Origin of the sequence: Paraburkholderia sp. BR10937, assembly GCF_040965695.1 — a bacterium.
Lineage (GTDB): Bacteria > Pseudomonadota > Gammaproteobacteria > Burkholderiales > Burkholderiaceae > Paraburkholderia.
Map to the genome: position 1 here is coordinate 41445 of NZ_JBFRCL010000001.1, position 19842 is coordinate 61286.

The following is a 19842-nucleotide window of genomic DNA, read 5'->3' on the forward strand; positions in this document are numbered from 1 at the left end:
TTTGGGCCACGCGCGCCGGGGGTCGAAATTCGATCGATAAAGCCTGCTTAAAAGGCCGTCGCCTCAGCCTGCGCCTCGCGTTTGCCGCGCGCGACGAAGTGGCCCGCGCGCTCGCCCGTGGCCTGCCCGTCGCGGTACGAAAGCACGCCGTTCACCCACACCGCGTCGATGCCCTCCGCCACCTGCTGCGGCTTCTCGAAGGTCGCGGCGTCGCGCACGCGGGCGGGGTCGAACAGCACGAGATCGGCGTGCCAGCCCACATGCACCTCGCCGCGCTGCGAAAGGCCGAAGCGCCGCGCCGACAGGCCCGTCATCTTGCGCACCGCCTCTTCGAGCGGCAGCAAGGCCGCGTCGCGCGCGTAGTGCCCGAGCACGCGCGGAAAGGCGCCCCACAGGCGCGGATGCGGCAGCGGATCGTTGGGCAGTCCATCCGAGCCGACCATGGTGGCCGGATGCGAGAGAATGCGGCGCACGTCGTCTTCGGACATGTTGTGGTACACCGCGCCCGCCGGTTGCAGACGCTTGCCCGCTTCCTGCTGCGACACGCCCCACTCGGCCGCGATGTCCTTGATGAGCTTGCCCGCCTGCTCCGGGTGCGGCGTGGACCACGTGATCGTGATGTCGATGTCGCCCGTCACCTGCTTGAGATCCAGCGTCGAAGAGCTACGGCTATACGGATAGCAGTCGCAACCGACCGGCTGATACTTGCGCGCGTTTTCGAGCGACGTGAGCACCTCCGTGCTGCGTCCCCAGTTGGAAGGACCCGCGCACTTCAGATGCGAGATCACCACTGGCACGCGCGCGTGCTGGCCGATGTGGTACGCCTCGTTCATCGCTTCGAGAATCGCGTCGAACTCCGTGCGCATGTGCGTCGTGTAGAGCGCGCCGGCGGCGGCGAGCGGCTGGGCGAGCGAGGCGACCTCTTCGGTCGAAGCCTCGAAGGCCGAGCCGTACGCGAGGCCCGTGGAAAGGCCGAGCGCGCCGTGCGCGAGCGCGTCTTCGAGTTGCGCGCGCATGGCCGCGATCTCGTCGCCGGTGGCGGCGCGCTTCAGGTCGTTCATGTGGTTGTTGCGCAGCGCCGTATGGCCGATCAGCGCGCCCACGTTCACGGCGGGCCGCGCCGCGTTGACCGCGTCCACGTACGCGGAGAACGTCGGATAGCTGAACGCGTCGCGTTCGCCGAGCAGGTTCATCGGGTCGGGCGGATCGCCCCTGAGCGTCACCGGCGACGCGCTGATCCCGCAGTTGCCGACCACCACCGTCGTCACGCCCTGGCTGATCTTGGGCAGCATCTGCGGCGCGCGGATCACGTGCGTGTCGTCGTGCGTATGGACGTCGATGAAACCCGGCGCAAGCGCGCGCCCATTGGCCTCGATCACCTCTTCCGCGAGCCAGTTCGACAGGTTGCCGATCGCGACGATGCGACCGTCGCGCAGCGCCACGTCGCGCTCGACGGGCGGCGCGCCGGTGCCGTCGTAAAGCATGGCGCCGACGATCAGCGTGTCGGCGGCTTCGGGGTGCGAATGCATACGCGTCTCCTCAGGATGGCTCTTGGCTGGACGCTCAGTCACCGAGCGGCTGACGTTCGCCGCCGCCGCGATGCGCATCCAGCGTGTGTTTCATGCGGCGCAGCAACTCGCGGCTTTCTTCGGGTTGCGCAAGCGCCAGTTCGGTCACGAGCACGTCGAGCGCCATCATCATCGCGTAACGTGACGACGATGGCTTGTAGATGAAATCGGTCTCGCTCGCGACGATCGGCACGAGCCAGTCGGCGAGCGCGGCGAGCGGCGAAGCCGGCGCGGTGAGCGCGACGAGCTTCGCGCCGTAGTCGCGCGCGATGCGGCACGCGTCGACGAGTTCGGGCACGCGTCCTGTTACGGAAAGCGCGACGATCACGTCTTCGGGCGAGAGTGTGCTCGCCACCATGCGCTGCAGCAGGCTGTCCTGGTACGACGCCACCGGACGGCCCAGGCGCACGAGGCGAAAGCGCATTTCGTCGGCGAGCGCGCTCGAGCCGCCGCCCATGCCGAACACGTAGATCATGCGGGCCTGCGCCAGCGCCGCGGCGGCTTGCGCAAGCGGCGCCTGGCACAGCAGCTCGTGGTTGCGCGCGAGCGCCGTGTGAATTTCGTCGTAGACGCGCGTGGCCAGCGGTTCGGCTTCGCCGTTGGCGTCGGCCGCGCGCGGCTTGCCCGCGCCTTCGGAAGCGCCAGTTGCCGCACCGCGCAGGAAGCGGTCGCCCACGGCGGCCGCCTGGGCGAGCCGCAGCTTGAGTTCGCGCACGTCGTGACAGCCCACCGCCTTCGCGAAGCGCGTGACGGAGGCAATGCTCACGCCCGCGCGCTGCGCCAGCTCGCCGATGCTCGCGCGCGCGGCGCCGGCAAGATCGTCGAGAATGAGCGCGGCCACGTCGCGCTCGGCCGGACGCAGTTCGGGCACGCATTGCGCAATACGCGCGACGATGTCGAAGCGGGCCGGATCGGCGGCGGTGTTCATTGCAGGGAGTCTGTTAATAAATAACAATTCACGAAGCGATGTTACTTTGTGTACTATCTCCGAGTCAACGCTGGTTCGTAGGACTCCAGCGTAGCTGGGACACATGAAGCATATGGAGCGAAGGGAAATGAAAGTTACAAACTATCAGAGTGCAACGATCGACCCGAACAGCAAGGGCCTTGGCAACGTACCGGGCGCGAGCGTACCGCTCGGGGACGCCGGGCGCCTCGAATGGAATTTACTCGAAGAGGACGTGAGCCTGCCCGCTGCGGTGCTGTATGCCGACCGCGTCGAGCACAACCTCAAGTGGATGCAGGAGTTCGTCACGCGCTATGGCGTGAAGCTCGCGCCGCACGGCAAGACGACGATGGCGCCGCAGCTCTTTCGCCGCCAGATCGACACCGGCGCGTGGGGCATCACGCTCGCCACGGCGCACCAGACGCGCGCCGCCTACCGCGGCGGCATCACGCGCGTACTGATGGCGAACCAGCTCGTGGGCCGGCGCAACATGGCGATCATCGCCGAGCTGCTCAGCGACGCAACCTTCGAGTTCTTCTGCCTCGTCGATTCGGTGGAAGGCGTGGAGCATCTGGGCGAGTTCTTCCGCGCATCGGGCCGCACGCTGCAGGTGCTGCTCGAACTGGGCGTGCCGCGCGGCCGCACGGGCGTGCGCGACACCGACACGCGCAACGCCGTACTCGCGGCGATCGCGCGCTATCCCGACTCGCTCAAGCTGGCGGGCGTGGAAATCTACGAGGGCATCCTCAAGGAAGAAAGCGAAGTGCGCACCTTCCTGCGCGACGCGCTGAACGTCACCCAGGAACTGGCCGCCGCCGGCCGCTTCGCGCGCACGCCCGCGCTGCTTTCGGGCGCGGGCTCGGCCTGGTACGACATCGTCGCGGAGGAGTTCGCGCCGGCCACGCAGGCGGGCGCGATCGACGTGGTGCTGCGCCCCGGCTGTTACGTGACGCACGACGTGGGCGTCTACAAGCAGGCTCAGTCGCAGATCCTCACCCGCAACCCCGTGGCCCGCGAGATGGGCGTGGCGCTGCTGCCCGCGTTGCAGCTCTGGGCCTACGTGCAGTCGATTCCGGAGCCTGGCCGCGCCATCATCGGCTTCGGCAAGCGCGACGCCGCGTTCGACGCGGGCTTCCCGGAGCCGTCGCGCCACTACCGCCCCGCGAACGGCGGCGCGCCGCGCGAAGTGGCGGCAAGCGAAGGCTGGGAAGTGTTCCAGATGATGGATCAGCACGCCTACCTGAAGATTCCGGCGGGCGCGGACCTCAAGGTCGGCGACATGATCGCGTTCGACATCTCGCACCCCTGCCTCACTTTCGACAAGTGGCGCCAGGTGCTGATGGTCGATGCGAAGTATCGCGTGACGGAAGTGATCGAGACGTTCTTCTGAGCGCAGCGCGCATCGGTGCAGGCTCAGCCCGCTTCGGGCGCGGCCTCCTGAGCCTGCCCAGGCGCGGCCGCCGCAGTGGCCGCCTCGCCGATGCGCGCCTCCATCATCCCCAACGCGCTCGACAGCGCCGCGAGCGCGTCGTCGGGCAGCGACATCGTCACGTTCAGGAACGCGTTGCGGCGCGGCAGCCCCTCTTCGGTCACGGCGCGGCCGGCGTCGGTCAGCGTCACGTTGGTGATGCGGTTGTCGCGCTCGTCGGCGCGGCGCGCGATCCAGCCGAGCGCCTCCAGCGCCTTCAACTGGCGCGTGAGCGCGCCCGGGTCCACGCGCAGCCGCTCGACGAGCCGCTTTTGCGACGACTCGCCGTTCTGCTCGTATAGCGCGAGCAGAATGCGCCAGCGCGGCAGCGGATGGCCGACCTGCGCCTCGAACGCCGACATGAACGTCCGGTAGGTCCGTCCAAACTGCTGCACGATGGCGATGCGATCCTGAATTTCCATGCTTTGTTTTCCTGCCGGCTTCATTGCCGCGCGTTTGCCGGGGTCTGTGCCGGTGCCCGCCAGGGGCGGAACGTCTCAATCGGCGTGAATCACGGGCTCCACCTTGCGCTGCAGCTTCACAGGCGGCACGCGCCGGGTTTGCCAGATCGACACCACCGCGATCGCCGCCGCCACGGCAATGCCCAGGTGAATCGCGCCCACGAGCGCCTCGCGCGCGGCTTCGAGCAGCGGCGCGCCATTATGCCCGGCGTGCGCGAGATCGGCGATCAGTGAAGCCTGCGCGTCGCGGTTGATGAGGATCTGCGGGTCGGCGAGTTGCGGCAGCCAGTGCGTGGCGTGGTCTGCGTCCAGCGCGCGTCGCACGCCGCTCGAGTAGAGCTGCGTGACCATCGTGCCGGTGAGCGCCGTGCCGATCATGCCTCCGATCATCCGCAGCGACTGCAACAGCGCCGTGGCGATGCCCAGATGCTCACGCCCCGCGGTCTGCTGCGCGAACACCGTCAGATTCGGCATGACGAAGCCCAGGCCGATGCCAGCCACGATCATGAGCGTCATGAGCAGGCCGCGTGGCGTGTTGCGGGTGGCGAGCGCGACGGCGAAGCAGGCTGCCGCGATCATCGCAAAGCCGATGTAGAGCATCAGGTTCGGATTGCGGATGCGCGAGACGATGCGCCCGTTCGCGATACTGCCGATCGTGATGAACACCACGAGCGGCGTGATGACGACGCCCGCTTCCTTCGGCGTCATGCCGAAGCCGCCCTGGAACAGGAGCGGTGCGTAGAACAGCAGCGAAAACATCGTGAAGCCGCCCAGCACGGCGAGCGTGAAAAGCGCATTCAGGCTCGCGTTGCGGAACATGTCGACGGGCAGGATGGCCTGGGGGCAGCGCCGCTCCCATTGCCAGAGCGCCCAGCCGGCTGCCAGCGCGAGAGCGAGCAGGCCGATGGCCGAAGCGGTGAGGCCACGCCCCGGCAGACGTTCCACGAAGAGTTGCAGGCTGCCGAGTGCGACCGCGATGAGGAGCGCACCTGGCCAGTCGAGCCGCATGCGTGCCTCGTGCGCGACGTGGCGCAGATGCGGCAGATACTTCCAGACGAAAAACAGCGAAAGCAGGCCAACGGGCAGATTCACGTAGAACACGGAACGCCAGCCGTAGTACTGCGTGAGAAGGCCGCCGAGCGACGGCCCGACTGCATTGGCGATACCGAAAGCGGAACTCATGAGCACCTGCCAGCGCAGGCGCACGACGGAATCGGGGAAGAGATCGGGAATGCAGGCGAATGCCGTGCCGACCAGCATGCCGCCGCCGATACCTTGCAACCCGCGCGCGATCACGAGGAACCGCATGCTGTTAGCCGCGCCGCACAGCACGGAAGCGGCGGTGAAGACGACGATCGACGCGATCACGAACGGCTTGCGCCCGTAATAGTCGCCGAGTCGCCCAAAAATGGGGACGGTGATGACCGAGGTGAGCAGATAGGACGTGGCGACCCACGCGTAAAGCTCGAAGCCGCGCAGTTCGGCGACGATGGTCGGCAGCGCGGTGCCGACGACGGTCTGATCGAGCGCGACGAGCATCGTCACGAACGAGATGCCGAGCATCGCGAGCAGCGACTCCCGGAACGGCAGAACCTGCCCGCTCGAATGGTGGGCGGCGGTATGAACGGCCATTTTTTGATCCAGCAACGGTTGACGCGTCAAATATCTATCATCATAGCACGGTCCGATCCACTACACTGGGGCGTCGTACGGCGGCGATGCCCTCGTCGTCGTTGCTGAAAATCCGGGAGCGCCATGGAACCCACGACCGAACCGACCGCCGCAGATCCGGCCCGCACGGGCGCCATCGCGGCCTTCACCGAGGCTGATCTCGACGCGCTGCGGCGCGCCAAACATGAGCTCGAAACGCCGCCACTCGGCATGAAGCTCGCAGCGATCGTGGGGGCGCCGGTAGAATAGCTGATCGCGCGGCTGCCCGGCGTCGCGAACGACAAGGTGACCGACGCGACGCAAGCCGCGCTGCGCAAGTGTCTGCAGCTCGCGCTGAAGACGCTCGGCAAGCAAGGCGCCCTCTCCACGGCCGAAGCGCGTGCGAGCACGAAGCCGAGCAACCTGCTGCACAAGTTCGCGGTGGCGACCACGGGCGCGGCGGGCGGCGCGTTCGGCCTTTTCGCGCTGCCGGTCGAGTTGCCCGTCACGACCACGCTGATGTTTCGCTCGATTTGCGACATCGCGCGCAGCGAAGGCGAGAATCTGGCCAGCACCGACACGCAGCTGCAATGTCTGACCGTGTTCGGCATGGGCGGTCGCTCGGCCGCCGACGACGAAGCCGACTTCGGCTATTTCATCGCGCGCGGCGCGCTCGCGAAGGCGGTATCGGCGGCGTCGTCGGAAATGGCGACGAAGGGCTTCGCCGCCCACGGCTCGACCGCGCTCCTCAAGCTCATGCAGACCGTGGCCGCGCGCTTCTCCGTGCAGGTGAGCGAGCAGGTCGCGGCGAAATCGATACCGGCCATCGGCGCGGTGCTCGGCGCCATGGTCAACACCGTGTTCATCGACCATTTCCAGCAGGTGGCGCATGGGCACTTCACCGTGCGCCGGCTCGAGCGCCGCTACGGCGAAGCCGCCGTGCACGCAGCCTATGACGCGATCGACGTCTCGCTCGATTGAGGCGGCTGCGGTTTCTCGTCGCCGCGCGCTGGCGCGGGGGTCACGCGGCGCACGAAGCGCGCGGCGACGTCGAGCGTGCTGCGCGCTTCGGGCATGAACGGCGCATAGATCGGCCAGATATGCGGCATACCGCTGGCAATCTCGCACTCCACCGACACACCGTCAGCGCGCGCGCGCTCGGCGACGCGGCGCGTGTCATCGAGCAGCGTTTCGGAGCTGCCCACGAACAGGCTTAGCGGCGGCAAGCCGCGAAAGTCGGCATAGAGCGGCGACACGTAGGGATCGGTCGCGCTGGCCGAGCCGAGGTAAAACGACGCGATGCGCTCGAATACCGCGCCGCTGAACATGGGATCGCGCCCGTCGTTCTCGCGTATCGAAGCGCCCGTCGCCGCAAGATCGGTCCACGGAGAAAAGAGCACGGCGCCCGCGGGGAGCGCGTCGCCTGCGTCGCGCAAGGCGACGAGCGTCGCAAGCGCAAGCCCGCCGCCCGCCGAATCGCCGCCAATCACGATCGAGCCAGGCTGCGTTCCTCTTGCCAGCAAATGGCGGTACGCGGCCAATGCGTCTTCGAGCGCGGCCGGAAACGGATGCTCGGGCGCGAGGCGATAGTCGAGCGAGAAGACATCGGCGCCAGCGCGCTTGCCCAGACCAAACGAAATCGCGCGCTGCGAGCGCGGCGAGCAGAAGTAATAGCCGCCGCCATGCAGATAAAGGAGTGTGCGCTGCGCGGGCGAGCGCTCGCGGATGAGCCACTCGCCGCGCATCGGGACATCGGAGGCGTCGTACTGCTCGCGCAGCCGCCAGCCGCTCGGCACGCCCGGCGTCCAGATGCGCCTCGCCGTCAGCATGCGCACGCGCGCGACGTTGATCGACTTGCGCGTTTGCGGCAGAAAAGTGCGGCGCAAGAACCTGCAGATCAGCCTGCTTTGCCAGCTCATCGGCTCAGCCCTCCGCAGCACTCAAACTGGCCTCGACCAGCACTCGGCGGCGCTCGGTCGATGGCGTCCCGCAATCAGACTTCGATCGCGGGAACGCGCGGCGCGCACAGTACGGCGAGTGAGGCGAACGATCGCGCGCCGGTCAATTGGCGGGCAGCACCTGACCGCGAATCTCGCCTGACGGGTTCTGCGCCGTATGAATGTTGAAATACCACTGTCCGCCCATCAGCTGGGTGACCTGCTGCTCGTTGAGCGTGGCGGAGCCTTTGATCGGACTCGCCAGTTCGCCCTTCGGAATCGGTACCTGCACGTTAGCGTTCTGTCCGACCGGCGCAGGGCCGTGGAAGTGCGCGGCGGCAACCGGGCCGGAGAGGCCTTCGTAGGTGATCGTCCAGTTCAGCGTTTTCGTGGACGTGTCGAAGGTAGCGTTGAGCATGCCGTGGCCCTGGCTCACGCGCGGCGGCACTTCGCTGGACGGTTCGAGATCGGCCTTGAGCGCGACGGTGTCGGCATACGCGGCGCTGGAGGCGAGGACACACAGAGCGAGAGCGAGCTGCAGCGGACGAAGCAAATTCATGGAATTTCTCCTGTTTTTGTGGCGCGCGGCACCAGAAGGCGCAAAACCGCGCTCTCACATGCTAGAGCAAATCCGCTGGGGGCGTCCGCTGCGCCGACGTCGGTCCGACGTAAGCTGCGTGCAACAAAAAAGGCGCAGCAGGTGGCGCCTTTCGTCCCAGATACTGCCTTTTCGCCATCCGGTGATTCGCGCTCGGGCTCGCGATGCTTGTGACAAACGCCACCGCGAACACGACGCCACTGAATTCCTGGAAGCGATAACGCATACCCGTCGTCCCGATCCCCTGGTTCCTGCCCGAGGGGAACCGGTCGTCCAGCATGCAGCCGACTTGCCTCAGGCTCAAGGCCCACCGCGTTCTGGCCTGCCCCGCACATGCCGACGCCTTCGAGGTGCGTGAATGCAGCGTGAATGCAGTACTGTGCCAATTGGCATAGCGAAACTTATTGGCGCCACCTTTTGACGAACCACCCGCAATCTTGACAAAGACGTTTTCGAATTAATCAAATGCTCCAGCGGTAGCCCCTCAAACGCTTGTGACGCTCAGCGCTCACGACTTATCCGGTCTTTTGCCCTATCGATCATTCCATTCTGTGTCCCGTTAAAACATTGCAGTCGGACAACACGACCGATTCGGGATAAAGCATCCTTCGGACGACTCCCAGTCCGCTCGCCCAACGTGCATCGGCAACAGCCGTCCCGGCATGCGTCAGTACATCATTTCCAGTTTCATGGCTTTCATCGCAGTGCCCATCCCCCAGATGTCCACGCCGCCCAAAGTGTCGCTCGTCTACCCCAGCCGCCGACACGTTCCGGCAAAAACACGCTCGTTCGTGGGATTTCACGTCAAATGGTTTCACCGGCGACAGCGCATCAGCAAGCGCGATTACCTGCACTTCCTGTAATAGTCAATTGATCGAAATTGTCTCGATTTCTCGGCGCACGGCGACTAAGCTACCAACTGCGAGAAGTGACTCTTCATCGAAGGGTCTCCAAGCTTGAACGCGGCTTCGGCCGCGTTTTTTTTCGCCCGCTTTTTGCGCGCTATTCCCCTGTGCCCGTCGATTTCCTGATATGCATCATTCAGGCGAGAAGCGGCCTGCCGCTCGATTCCGGCACGCATCGCCCGACAAGTGCGGATAAGCGCATAGCCCCCCTCAGTCAGTCGCCCGGCGCTGTAACTGTTCATGCGACTGCGAACCATCTCGCGCCTGACGAGCAGTGCGGCGCATTGCAGCACACCCACCGCATCAGCTTGTTCGAGGAGCGGCGGCAAAGCGCCCAGGTCGTCGCGCATCGCCGAAACGAACGAGATCTTCGCCGCGCACTTTTGCGCGCTGATCGTCTTGACGCAGCGCTCGAGCAGACCAGCGATTTCCGTCACGCCGGGTCCCATCGCGCAGTGCGTGATCACTTCGAATTCACGCCGCGTGAGGATGCGCTGCCCCTTTTCGCGCCGATCGGTGCGCGCCGCTTGCGTGAGCAGGTCGCGCATGACTGGCCCGACGTATTGTTCGCGCGCCGTCGCAGGCATGAACGCAACCGCAATCAGGCCGATGCGGTCGAGCTTGCCAGGCACCGCATTCACCTCCATCTCGAAGGTCTTGCGCAGCACCGGGGCCTCGCTTTCCATGGTGCGCACGACCACCGCCTTTTGCGGGCAACGGGGCGCGAAAAAGCGCGGATGGCTTCGGGTCGGTCCAGCTCGCCGGGCAACGCCATGGAGAGGTCTATCCGACCGAGATCGAGCGCACGATGCGCCGCGCATTGTCAAGCCGTGACACGCGCGCGAGCGCGTTGTCGACGCTCGCCAGCGCGCCCGGCGTCGCTGCGCTCGCGCGGCGCCGAGAATGCGGGCCATGCCAGCGCGGCGCAGAGCGCGGCCGCCACCCAGACCGCCGGCCACCCGAACCACGACAACAGCAGCGGGATCGCCGAAGGCGCGACGAAAAACGCAATGAATGCGCCGGTATTGCCCATGGCGAGTGCAGTTCCCACGCGGCCGTTGCCGGCGAGCGTCGCGAGTTCCGTGAAGGCAACGCCGTGCCAGGCGGAAGCGGCGATACCGCCAAGCACGATCACCGCGGCGAGCAGCGTGACGAACGCGGCGCTTGCGCGATGCGCTGGCGACGCAAAAGCCGTCAGCGCGGCAAGCACCACGAACAGCGCGACGGTGAGCGCCGCGCAACCACGCAGCCAGATACGCCGGTCGCCGTGCCGGTCTGTCCAACGCCCGCCGTACACACGCATGAACGCCGCACCACCCTGCACGGCCGCAAGCGTCGCGCTGACTGCCGCGGTACCCGCATGGCCGACGTCATGCAGGAAAATGCTCGCGAACGAGAGCACGGCCACCTGGGGAATGCACAGCACGCCAATGCCGGTCACCATGCGCCACACGGTGACGCTGCGCAGCGGCGAGACGGCGCGTTGTGCCTGCGCGAGCGCTTCGTGAGCGACAAGTGGCACATGCGCGGCGTCCGGTTCGTGCGCGGGTTCGTGCAACCAGACGATCGTGAGCACGGTGGAGACCAAACACATCGCGGCGAGTGTGCCGTAGACGGCAGCGAACCCCGCATGCTCGGCGAGCGCGGGCAGCGCGAGTGCGCCAAGCCCGCCGCCGGTCGGCACGGCGGTTTGCCGGATGCTCATCGCAAGGCCGCGCTCGTGGGCGGCGAACCACGCCATCACCGCGCGCCCGCTCGAGCCGTTCACGCTTCCGCCAAGCAGACCGAGCGCGAGCAGGCCAACCGCGAGCACCGTCGCGCTGGGCGTGTGCGCGCCCGCCGGGGCGCCCCAGAGCGCCATCGCAACGAGTGCGAGTGCTGTCGTGGCGAGCCCCGTGAGCAGCACGCGCCGGTCGCCCCAGCGGTCTGTCAGGAGTCCCCAGGGAAGCTCGCTCAGCACGATGCCAAGTCCCAGCATGCCGAGCACGATACCCAGTTCGCCCGTGCCGATGCGGTAATCCGAGCGGATCAACACGCCCGTCGCGGGAATGCCGCCGAGCGCTGCCGCAAAACTGGCGTTGGCCGCCACGCCCACCGCGAGCACTTTCCATCGGTGTGCCGCGCCCCGCGTCGTACTGCGTCCCATGGTGATCTCCAGAAAACGGTTGACTGAGGGCATCGTAGAGGCTCAACATCTATCGGAAAAGCGGGAAATTCCAATTCATATATTCGGAGTTTCCGAATCATGAAATGGCACGCAACGCACCGGGTCAAGCTGAACCATGAACGCACGCGGTTTCGATCTCGCGCAGTTGCGCACGTTTATCGCCGTGACGGAAGCGGGCAGTGTCTCCGCGGGTGCGGAGCGGGTGTTCCTCTCGCAGTCGTCGGTGAGCGAACAGCTCAAGAAGCTCGAGGAGCGCGTCGGCCAGCCGCTTTTCGTGCGCAGCAAGCAGGGTATGACCGCCACGCCCGCGGGCGCGAAGCTGCTCGACCACGCGCGCCGCATCGTCGCGCTTTGCGACGCCGCCTTCGACGACATGCTCGGCCGCACGCTCGACGGCGAGGTGCGCATTGCGATCACGGACTATTACCGGCCGCACGACGTCGCCGAGATCATCCGGCGCTTCGCGGTCCAGCATCCGCGTCTGCGTCTGCATGTGACCGTGCTGCCGAGCGCCGTGATCGACAGCAGCGCGGACGATAACGCCTACGACATCGGCTTGTCGCTGCGGCTGGTGGAGGAAGGCCGCGGCACGCACAAGAGCACGTCGATACGGCGCGAAAAACTGGTGTGGGTGGGCGCGACGCAAACGCTGCGCGAGCGGCCCGGGCTCACGCCGCCCTGGCCGCTCGTGCTGCTGCCGGCGACCTGCCAGTTGCAGCGCCGCGTCGTGAGGTTGCTCGACGAAGCGCGCATGCCCTACCTGATTTCGCATTCGGCTTCGGGCGTGGCCGGGCTGCAACTCGCGCTCAAGGCGGGACTGGGGATCTCGTGCCTGAACGAGTCGTCGATCGGCGAAGGACTGATGCCCTGCCCGGCTTCATTCGGCCTGCCCGCACTGCCTGCGGCCGAATTTCATTTGTTGCCGGGCCGGCCGGGCGAGTCCGCGCACGTGACGAACGCGCGCGCGGCGCTCGCGGAACTGCTCGCTTAAGTTCAGGCGCCTTAGCCTGCAGCCTGAACCAGCTCGGCAAAGCGCAGCAGGTCGACGTTGCCCCCGGAGACGAGCACGCCCACGCGCTTGCCGCGCACATCCAGCTTGCCGTGCAACACCGCCGCCGCCGCGAGGCAGCCGGTGGGTTCGACCACGAGCTTCATGCGGCTCGCGAAGAACTTCATCGTATCGACGAGTTCCGCGTCGCTCACCGTGACGATCTCGCTCACGCGCTCGCGAATCACCGCGAAGGTCAGGTTGCCGAGATGCTGGGTTTGCGCGCCGTCGGCAAGGGTCTTCGGCGTGTCGATGTGGACGATCTCACCTGTGTGCAGGCTGCGCTGACCGTCGTTGCCGGCCTCGGGCTCGACGCCGATCACCGTGCACGCGGGCGAGAGCGCATGCGCGGCGGTCGCACAGCCCGACAGCAACCCGCCCCCGCCAAGCGGCGTGAGCAGCAGGTCGAGCTCGCCCGTTTCCTCGAACAACTCCTTGGCGGCGGTGCCCTGCCCGGCCATCACATGCGCGTGGTCGTATGGCGGAATGAGCGTGAGGCCGCGCTCGGCCGCGAGCCGTTTGCCGAGCGCCTCGCGGTCTTCGGTATAGCGATCGTAAAAGACGACCTCGCCGCCATAGCCGCGCGTGGCCTCCACCTTTACGGCGGGCGCGTCGTGCGGCATGACGATCACGGCCTTTACGCCGAGCAGTCGCGCCGACAGCGCGATCGCCTGCGCGTGGTTGCCCGACGAAAACGTGATCACGCCGCCCGCCTTCTGCTCCGGCGTGAACTGTGCGATCGCGTTATAGGCGCCGCGGAACTTGAACGCGCCCATGCGCTGCAGGTTCTCGCATTTGAAGAAGAGCTGCGCGCCCGTGCGTTCGTTCGCGGTGCTGGAAGTCAGAACCGGCGTGCGGTGCGCGACGCCACGCAGGCGTTCGTGGGCGGCGGCGACGTCTTCGAAGGTAATAGGCAGAGTGCTCATGGTCGGTCTTCGGCTGGCAGGTAGGTGTAGACGGTCGAGCGCGCCACGCCGAGCGTGGTGGCCACGTCGGCGAGCGCATGACGCAGGTTCAGCATTCCGTTTGTCGCAAGTTCGCGCACGGCCTCGCGGCGCTGCGCGAGCGTCATGCCGATGGGTGTGGTGTTGCGCGTGGCGGCGAAGCGTTCGAGCGCCTCGCGCACGCAGCCCGCGCCGCGCGGCGCGAGCGTTTCGGCGACGGGCGCAGTCGCGCTGGTCTGGATCAGCTGGCCGAGGCCCGCCGTCACCGCGCCGATCAGCGACACGTCCATGTTCAGGCAGAGGGCCGCGACGTACTCGCCCGCGCTGTTCTTGAGGCCGATGGATGTGCTTTTGGCCGGACGCCCGTCGGGAAAGCGGTTCGGATAGTTCGCCACGACTTCGGGGAAGCCGGAGTCGGTGATGCGCGCGAGCCCCATTTCGGTGGCGGCGTCGCCGACTTGCCGTCCTGACAGATTGTTCGCGATCGCGACGACCGAGTGCTCGGGCCGCGTGAGGTCGTGCAGCACCACCTCGACGAGCGGCGCGAGCGTCTGGCCGAGCGCCGCGACGATCTTCTCGCCTTCGCGCAGGAGCAGTGCGTTTTCGTCAGTGGAAAGGCCGGAACGGGTTTTGCGCGTTGGCATCATGATATTGGACATTTTGACAGTAAGTGACTGAATGTCAATTGTTTGAATGGATCGCTCAGCGTTGCCGTGCCTGGCCGCCCGATGCGCGAAAAAAAACCCCGCCCGAAGGCGAGGTCAATCAGACACGAAGAAACACAACTCACTGCATTGCTACTCAGACCGTGAAGCGCTCACTGACGAACTGCGTGGACGGCACACGCGCGCGTGCCGCCACCGCTTGCGCGGCGCTCACCATCGCGGGCGGACCGCAAACGTAGAGATCGGGCGCCGCGCGTCCCTCTGCAAGTGCGGCGGCGAGCGCGTCGACGGGGGTGCTGTGCGAGCCTTGCCAGCCATCCCCCGCTTCGCGCACGCAAAGCTCGACGTGCAGTTGCGGCAGCGCCGCCCGAAGCGCGTCCAGTTCGTCGAGCAGGAACAGCTCGCTCTCGCGATTCACGCCGTAAAAGAGCCGCGCGTCGTTCATTTCGCCGAATTCGGCCATGCGGCGCAGCATCGAGAGCACGGGAGCGAGACCCGTGCCGCCCGCCACGAACCAGCGCGGGCGCAGGCTGTCGGCGATCAAACCGAAGCCGCCCTGCGGGCCGTGAACGGTGAGCACGTCGCCCGGCTGCGCCCGCTCGCGCAGATACGCCGAAAATTCGCCTTGCGGCCGCAGCCGGATAAGGAACTCGAGACGCCCTTTCCAGTTGCTCGTGTTGGCAAGCGAGAACGGGCGCTTCACGCCGCTCTCCGGCAACTCCAGCTCCGCGAACTGGCCCGCTTCGAATTCGGCGGCGCTGCCGCTCGTGTCGTCGGCGTCGAGCAGCAGTTCGAGACGGCGCGTGTCGTCGGCGATCGTTTCCAGCGCGGCGATGCGCGCGGTGCGCGCGGCGACCGGCTGCAGCAGCACCTTCGTGCCGTCGTACGGCGCGGCGACGCGCAAGTCGGCCGAAGGTCTCGTGCGGCACAGCAGAACCGCCTGCGGATCGCCGGACGGCAACGCGTCCGCACTGTGGTCGCCGAGCGTGTACGCCCCTTCGGTCACGGTGGCGTGGCACGCGCCGCAGCTGCCGCGCCGGCACTGCGAGGGCAGCGTGATATCCGCCGCCGCCGCCGCGCTCAGCACGTCCTGCCCCGGCTCGCACGCGAAGCCGAACGCCTGGCCGTCGCGCGTGGTGAGCTCGATTTGATAACTCATGACGTTCTCACCCGCGCTCAAGCGGCCTTGCGTGCGAGCGCCGCGGCGAGGTCCGCTTGCGCCTCGCCGATCGGCGAAATGCCGAACTGCTTGACGAGGATGTCGAGGACGTTCGGCGTGAGGAAGGCGGGCAACGTCGGTCCGAGATGGATATTGCGCAGGCCGAGCGCGAGCAGCGTGAGCAGCACCGCGGCGGCCTTCTGCTCGAACCACGACACGACGAGTGTGAGCGGCAGATCGTTCACACCGCAGTCGAAGGCCTTCGAGAGCGCGATGGCGATCTGGATCGCCGAGTAGCTGTCGTTGCACTGGCCCAGATCGAGCAGGCGCGGAATGCCGCCGATGTCGCCGAACGCGTGGCGGTTGAAGCGGTACTTGTTGCAGCCGAGCGTCATGACGACGGTGTCGTCGGGCGCGCCCTGCGCGAACTCGGTGTAGTAGTTGCGGCCAGGTGCGGCGCCGTCGCAGCCGCCGATCAGGAAGAAGTGGCGGATCTGGCCGGCCTTCACCGCGTCGATCACCTTGTCGGCCACGCCGAGCACCGTGTTGCGCGCAAAGCCGATGGTGATGGTCTCCTCCGGCGCCGTTTCGCGGAAGCCCGGCAGCGCGAGCGCGGCCTGCACGACCGGCGCGAACGCGTGATGTTCGAGATGGCGCACGCCGGCCCAGCCAACCGGCCCCGTCGTAAAGATGCGCTGGCGGTACTGCGGCAGCGGCTCGATCAGGCAGTTGGAGGTCATCAGGATCGGGCCGGGGAAGTTCGCGAAGTCCGATTGCTGGTCCTGCCATGCGCCGCCGTAGTTGCCTGCCAGATGCGGATAAGCCTTGAGCTTCGGGTAAGCATGCGCGGGCAGCATCTCGCCGTGCGTGTAGATCTGCACGCCGATGCCCCGGGTCGCTTCGAGCAGCGCCTCCAGATCGCCGAGGTCGTGGCCCGAGACGAGGATGGCTTTGCCCGCCGCCGGCGTCACGCGCACGGCAGTGGGTTCGGGCACGCCGAATCGCCCCGTGTTCGCCGCATCGAGCAGTTCCATCACCTTGAGGTTCAGGTTGCCGAGCGCGAGCGCATGTTCAAGGATATCGCCGGCCTGCGTGGGCTCGCTCGCGAGAAACACGAGCGCCGCCTCCACGCCCGCGTAGACCTCCTCGCTCTCGTAACCGAGCACGCGCGCGTGATGGGCATAAGCACACACGCCCTTGAGACCGTAGAGCACGAGCGCGCGCAGGCCCACGACATCCTCGCCCACCTTCGGCAGCCCGGCCCTGATGCCGACGAGCGCCGCCTGCGCCTGCAGTTCGGCGAGATCGTTGCCCGGTTGCCAGAGCGCTGCGCCGCCCGGCTGCGCAGCAGCGACGCCTTGCGCGAGCGCGAGCGCCTCGCAGGTCGACTTCACGCGATCGCGGTGTTGCGCGGCCTCGCGCAGCATCGCCACGAAACGGCTGGCGTTGAAATTGACGTTGGTGAGCGTTGTGAACAGCGCGTAGAGCATGAAGCGGTCGGCTTCGCGATCGGGGCTGCCGAGGCCGCGCGCGAGCGCGCCATACTGTGCGATGCCCTTGGCTGCGTAGATCAGCAGGTCCTGCAGATCCGCAGTCGTGGCGTCCTTGCCGCAGTTGCCCCTGGCCGAGGCACACCCCGGTGTGGCCTGGGTGCGGTCGGTCTGTTCACATTGATAGCAAAACACGGCTTTCTCCTTTTCCTTGTGGGGTGACGGCGCGAGCAGTCTTGTAAGATGCAGAGTTAATGCATCTTTTAAATGGTGACGCGCCGGCGGGAGATTTGCCGTGACAAAAATCAGAAAACGTGTCGCTCGAGGCGGAGAAGCGACTGTGTGCGCGAAAACGTCGCAGCGGGTCGGCGCTCGACTCGCCTGGTGCGCTGCGTACGCTCAATTCGCCCGGTCCACACGCACCAATGAAAAGCCCCGGCAAATGCGATCGGACGCCTTAGAACCATTCTGGATACCTTCCTGACGTAACCAGACCTGTGACCCAATCCCAACAAGGCTCACCAGCAGACGTAGCCTTTAGAACGCAAACAAATATCCCGTTTGAGGGCTGCTTGTTTACACCTTCGCCATTGTCTCGCGAACGCCCGCTCAGCGGGTGTTCGAGGCATTTTTGCTGTTGGTTCTGATGCTCTTGCAACCATATCTCTCGCTGGCACGAGGGGGTGCGGGGGAGGCGAGCAGAGCATTTATCCACAGGCGACTGCTTCAAGACACTATCTATCTGCGGATCAATGGGCGAAGTCGCCGTTTAGGTCTTGCTCTTCGTAGTAGTGGTTTGGGAATGCAGCAAGCCGGTGTGCCGCGGCGGCCCAGAGATCGCGGCTCGGCGTTCAAACAAACGGAGCCAATACCGTCGTGGGCTGCCCCATGAAGCCTCGCTTTCGCAAAAATTCACGCTCCCGTCAGCCCAAAAATCACCTTGTTTTTGGTCTATTTTTTGCCCCGTCAGGTCTGAAAAATTGTCCGCATTGAAATGACATAAGTTACGGTATATCACGCATTTAGAAATGGGTATCGATTACATAGCAATGTAAACTTAGGTCGGCATATCAATGTAAACGCATCCCGCTATATCAATGTAAGCCGTCCCGACATGTCAATGTAAAAGCTCGGCGTATTCCAAGGTAATTTTCGCGCCCCACCCCCACGATGTTATCCATGGCCACCTCTTCCAAGACCAAACAGTCCGCCAAGCTCGCGTCTGCACTCAAGGCCCTCAAGAAGCTGCAGGACAAGCACCACGGCGTTGTCGAGCACACGGACCTGACCGACGGGCAGCGCACCCTGCTCGTCGACACTGGCTTTCTGCGCCCGATCATGAAGGGCTGGTACTTCTGCAGTAACCCGGGCGACGGCGACGGCGAGTCGACGAGTTGGTATGCAACGTATTGGGCATTCATCTCGCGCTACCTGGGCAAGCGCTTCGCCAAGCGTTACTGCCTGAACCCCGAAGCTTCGCTGCTGCTGCACACCGGGAACACCACGATACCGGCGCAGGTGGTTGCGGTGGTCAAGGAAGGAAGCTCGTATTACCTCAACTTGCCCGCCAGCAAGTCCGTGTTCGTCTACGCCGACGAAAACCGCGTGCCCAAATCCCGGGTGGAGGTCCGCGGCCTGCAGGTGTGGCCCGTTGCCGAGGCGCTATGTCTGGTCGGCCCGCAGTTCTTCGTGAACAACGCGGCCGATGCGGAAATCGCGCTGATGCTCGTGCGAAATGCGAGTGAGGTTCTGACCACTCTCCTCGCTGACGACGGGAAGACCGCCGCGGCCGCACGGCTGGCGGGCGCGTTCACGTTCATGGGGCGTCCGGAGGAGACGAAACGCATCGTTGACAGCTTCGCCGCGGCGGGCCGGCCCATCAAGCCGGTCAACCCGTTCGAAAGGCAGGAGCCATCCCTCACGCCGAGCCGCCAGCGCTCGCCGCATGTGCTCCGGCTGAGCTCCATGTGGGCGACATGGCGCGGCACGGTGATAGCCGCGTTTCCGCCGCCGCCAGGGATCGGCCAGGACGCCGCTGGCTATCTGGCGCAGGTCGACGAGCGCTACGTCTCTGACGCGTATAACTCGCTGTCCATCGAGGGCTACCAGGTCACGGACGAACTCATCGAGCGTGTCGCCCGTGGAGACTGGGACCCTGAAGGCGATCCGGAACACGAGAAGGAAAAGAACACGCTTGCAGCGCGCGGGTACTTCCTTGCGTTTCAGTCGATCAAGGAGAGTATTGCGCGCCTTTTCGTCGGGGATAACGCCGGCGACATTGTGGAGCACGACCACCACAACTGGTACGCGCAACTTTTCGGGCCGTCGGTACAGGCGGGCATACTCGCAGCGCATCAGCTGGCGGGCTACAGGACAGGGCCGATTTTCATCCGCAACTCGATGCACACGCCTGTGCCGCGCGACGCGATCCTCGACTGCCTTGAGGCGCTCTTCGACCTGATCAGGGAGGAGCCGCACCCGGCGGTTCGAGCGGTTCTCGGGCATCACCTGTTCGTGTTCATTCACCCGTATTTCGACGGGAACGGGCGCATCGGCCGATTCCTGATGAACGTGCTGCTCGCGTCGGGCGGGTACCCGTGGACGGTGGTTCGTGTTGGCCGCCGCGGCGAGTACATGAAGGCGCTCGAACAGGCGGGTGTCGGCGGGGAAATCGCCCCGCTCGCGACGTTCATCGCCGAGGAGATGGCGCAGTGGTCGCTGACGCGCGAGTGACTCGCCGCCGATAGCTGGAGCACGCGGCGGGTCCCCGAACGATATTTGTAAAGTTGCATTCGCCCAGCACCGTATCACTATCGGGATGCTGGATCATCAAATG

16 protein-coding genes and 1 pseudogene are annotated in these 19842 nt (G+C 66.0%); 5 read left to right on the forward strand and 12 right to left on the reverse strand.

Features of this window, described 5'->3' with window-relative positions:
* Positions 1–47: 47 nt before the first annotated feature.
* Both AB4Y44_RS00200 and AB4Y44_RS00205 read right to left on the reverse strand, forming a co-directional pair.
* On the reverse strand, positions 48–1529 hold the full coding sequence (locus tag AB4Y44_RS00200; protein ID WP_342919414.1) for a D-aminoacylase: 1482 nt from the start codon (positions 1527–1529) through the stop codon (positions 48–50).
* Positions 1530–1563: 34 nt separating this feature from the next.
* Positions 1564–2496: a MurR/RpiR family transcriptional regulator gene (locus AB4Y44_RS00205; RefSeq protein WP_368698393.1), complete on the reverse strand. Its 933-nt coding sequence runs from the start codon at positions 2494–2496 to the stop codon at positions 1564–1566.
* Positions 2497–2623: 127 nt separating this feature from the next.
* Between AB4Y44_RS00205 and AB4Y44_RS00210 the strand changes: the two genes are divergently transcribed.
* Positions 2624–3904, forward strand: a complete 1281-nt coding sequence (locus tag AB4Y44_RS00210; RefSeq protein WP_368695702.1) for an amino acid deaminase — start codon at positions 2624–2626, stop codon at positions 3902–3904.
* Between the two features lie 23 nt (positions 3905–3927).
* Here AB4Y44_RS00210 and AB4Y44_RS00215 read toward each other — a convergent pair whose 3' ends face one another.
* Complete coding sequence (locus AB4Y44_RS00215; protein ID WP_342919417.1) at positions 3928–4404, reverse strand: MarR family transcriptional regulator; 477 nt, start codon at positions 4402–4404, stop codon at positions 3928–3930.
* A 75-nt stretch (positions 4405–4479) separates the two neighbouring features.
* The gene (locus AB4Y44_RS00220) at positions 4480–6075 is read right to left on the reverse strand and encodes an MDR family MFS transporter (RefSeq protein ID WP_368698394.1); all 1596 of its coding nucleotides are present in this window, start codon (positions 6073–6075) and stop codon (positions 4480–4482) included.
* Positions 6076–6198: 123 nt separating this feature from the next.
* Here AB4Y44_RS00220 and AB4Y44_RS00225 point away from each other — a divergent pair.
* A pseudogene (locus AB4Y44_RS00225) lies at positions 6199–7074 on the forward strand (EcsC family protein).
* Here AB4Y44_RS00225 and AB4Y44_RS00230 read toward each other — a convergent pair.
* Both AB4Y44_RS00230 and AB4Y44_RS00235 read right to left on the reverse strand, forming a co-directional pair.
* Positions 7044–8012, reverse strand: a complete 969-nt coding sequence (locus AB4Y44_RS00230; RefSeq protein WP_342919420.1) for an alpha/beta hydrolase — start codon at positions 8010–8012, stop codon at positions 7044–7046. The pseudogene AB4Y44_RS00225 and the gene AB4Y44_RS00230 overlap by 31 nt on opposite strands.
* Positions 8013–8154: 142 nt before the next feature.
* Entirely contained in the window at positions 8155–8589 is a 435-nt protein-coding gene (locus AB4Y44_RS00235) for a CHRD domain-containing protein (protein ID WP_342919421.1), read from the reverse strand.
* 701 nt (positions 8590–9290) lie between these two features.
* On the opposite strand from AB4Y44_RS00235, the gene AB4Y44_RS00240 reads away from it, so the two are divergent.
* A complete protein-coding gene (locus AB4Y44_RS00240) occupies positions 9291–9491 on the forward strand; it encodes a hypothetical protein (protein ID WP_342919422.1) in 201 nt (66 codons plus the stop codon).
* A gap of 44 nt (positions 9492–9535) precedes the next feature.
* Here AB4Y44_RS00240 and AB4Y44_RS00245 read toward each other — a convergent pair whose 3' ends face one another.
* Positions 9536–10228, reverse strand: coding sequence for a hypothetical protein (locus tag AB4Y44_RS00245; RefSeq protein WP_368698395.1), 693 nt, complete (start codon positions 10226–10228; stop codon positions 9536–9538).
* A gap of 128 nt (positions 10229–10356) precedes the next feature.
* Complete coding sequence (locus tag AB4Y44_RS00250; protein WP_368698396.1) at positions 10357–11679, reverse strand: MFS transporter; 1323 nt, start codon at positions 11677–11679, stop codon at positions 10357–10359.
* Positions 11680–11815: 136 nt separating this feature from the next.
* Here AB4Y44_RS00250 and AB4Y44_RS00255 point away from each other — a divergent pair, with 136 nt between their 5' ends.
* Positions 11816–12691: a LysR family transcriptional regulator gene (locus AB4Y44_RS00255; RefSeq protein WP_342919425.1), complete on the forward strand. Its 876-nt coding sequence runs from the start codon at positions 11816–11818 to the stop codon at positions 12689–12691.
* An 11-nt stretch (positions 12692–12702) separates the two neighbouring features.
* Here the strand turns inward: AB4Y44_RS00255 and AB4Y44_RS00260 are convergent, their stop codons facing one another.
* The 4 genes from AB4Y44_RS00260 to hcp form a co-directional block, all read right to left on the reverse strand.
* Complete coding sequence (locus AB4Y44_RS00260) at positions 12703–13674, reverse strand: threo-3-hydroxy-L-aspartate ammonia-lyase (RefSeq protein WP_342919426.1); 972 nt, start codon at positions 13672–13674, stop codon at positions 12703–12705.
* On the reverse strand, positions 13671–14339 hold the full coding sequence (locus AB4Y44_RS00265) for a PAS domain-containing protein (protein ID WP_342919427.1): 669 nt from the start codon (positions 14337–14339) through the stop codon (positions 13671–13673). Before AB4Y44_RS00265 ends, AB4Y44_RS00260 begins: the two co-directional genes overlap by 4 nt.
* Positions 14340–14493: 154 nt before the next feature.
* Positions 14494–15516 (reverse strand): 2Fe-2S iron-sulfur cluster binding domain-containing protein, encoded by a 1023-nt coding sequence (locus tag AB4Y44_RS00270; protein ID WP_368698397.1) that lies wholly within the window; start codon positions 15514–15516, stop codon positions 14494–14496.
* A 17-nt stretch (positions 15517–15533) separates the two neighbouring features.
* Positions 15534–17201 carry a hydroxylamine reductase gene (gene hcp, locus AB4Y44_RS00275; RefSeq protein WP_368698398.1) on the reverse strand — a complete coding sequence of 556 codons (1668 nt, stop codon included), beginning with the start codon at positions 17199–17201 and terminating at the stop codon, positions 15534–15536.
* A 984-nt stretch (positions 17202–18185) separates the two neighbouring features.
* On the opposite strand from hcp, the gene AB4Y44_RS00280 reads away from it, so the two are divergent.
* Positions 18186–19739 carry a Fic family protein gene (locus AB4Y44_RS00280; protein ID WP_368698399.1) on the forward strand — a complete coding sequence of 518 codons (1554 nt, stop codon included), beginning with the start codon at positions 18186–18188 and terminating at the stop codon, positions 19737–19739.
* Positions 19740–19842: the final 103 nt, after the last annotated feature.

Excerpts from the sequence above, each read along its gene's own strand:
- AB4Y44_RS00200 (WP_342919414.1), bottom strand. The coding sequence starts at position 1,529 with ATGCATTCGCACCCCGAAGCCGCCGACACGCTGATCGTCGGCGCCATG.
- AB4Y44_RS00205 (WP_368698393.1), bottom strand. The coding sequence starts at position 2,496 with ATGAACACCGCCGCCGATCCGGCCCGCTTCGACATCGTCGCGCGTATT.
- AB4Y44_RS00210 (WP_368695702.1), top strand. The coding sequence starts at position 2,624 with ATGAAAGTTACAAACTATCAGAGTGCAACGATCGACCCGAACAGCAAG.
- AB4Y44_RS00215 (WP_342919417.1), bottom strand. The coding sequence starts at position 4,404 with ATGGAAATTCAGGATCGCATCGCCATCGTGCAGCAGTTTGGACGGACC.
- AB4Y44_RS00220 (WP_368698394.1), bottom strand. The coding sequence starts at position 6,075 with ATGGCCGTTCATACCGCCGCCCACCATTCGAGCGGGCAGGTTCTGCCG.
- AB4Y44_RS00230 (WP_342919420.1), bottom strand. The coding sequence starts at position 8,012 with ATGAGCTGGCAAAGCAGGCTGATCTGCAGGTTCTTGCGCCGCACTTTT.
- AB4Y44_RS00235 (WP_342919421.1), bottom strand. The coding sequence starts at position 8,589 with ATGAATTTGCTTCGTCCGCTGCAGCTCGCTCTCGCTCTGTGTGTCCTC.
- AB4Y44_RS00240 (WP_342919422.1), top strand. The coding sequence starts at position 9,291 with ATGCGTCAGTACATCATTTCCAGTTTCATGGCTTTCATCGCAGTGCCC.
- AB4Y44_RS00250 (WP_368698396.1), bottom strand. The coding sequence starts at position 11,679 with ATGGGACGCAGTACGACGCGGGGCGCGGCACACCGATGGAAAGTGCTC.
- AB4Y44_RS00255 (WP_342919425.1), top strand. The coding sequence starts at position 11,816 with ATGAACGCACGCGGTTTCGATCTCGCGCAGTTGCGCACGTTTATCGCC.
- AB4Y44_RS00260 (WP_342919426.1), bottom strand. The coding sequence starts at position 13,674 with ATGAGCACTCTGCCTATTACCTTCGAAGACGTCGCCGCCGCCCACGAA.
- AB4Y44_RS00265 (WP_342919427.1), bottom strand. The coding sequence starts at position 14,339 with ATGATGCCAACGCGCAAAACCCGTTCCGGCCTTTCCACTGACGAAAAC.
- AB4Y44_RS00270 (WP_368698397.1), bottom strand. The coding sequence starts at position 15,516 with ATGAGTTATCAAATCGAGCTCACCACGCGCGACGGCCAGGCGTTCGGC.
- AB4Y44_RS00280 (WP_368698399.1), top strand. The coding sequence starts at position 18,186 with ATGGCCACCTCTTCCAAGACCAAACAGTCCGCCAAGCTCGCGTCTGCA.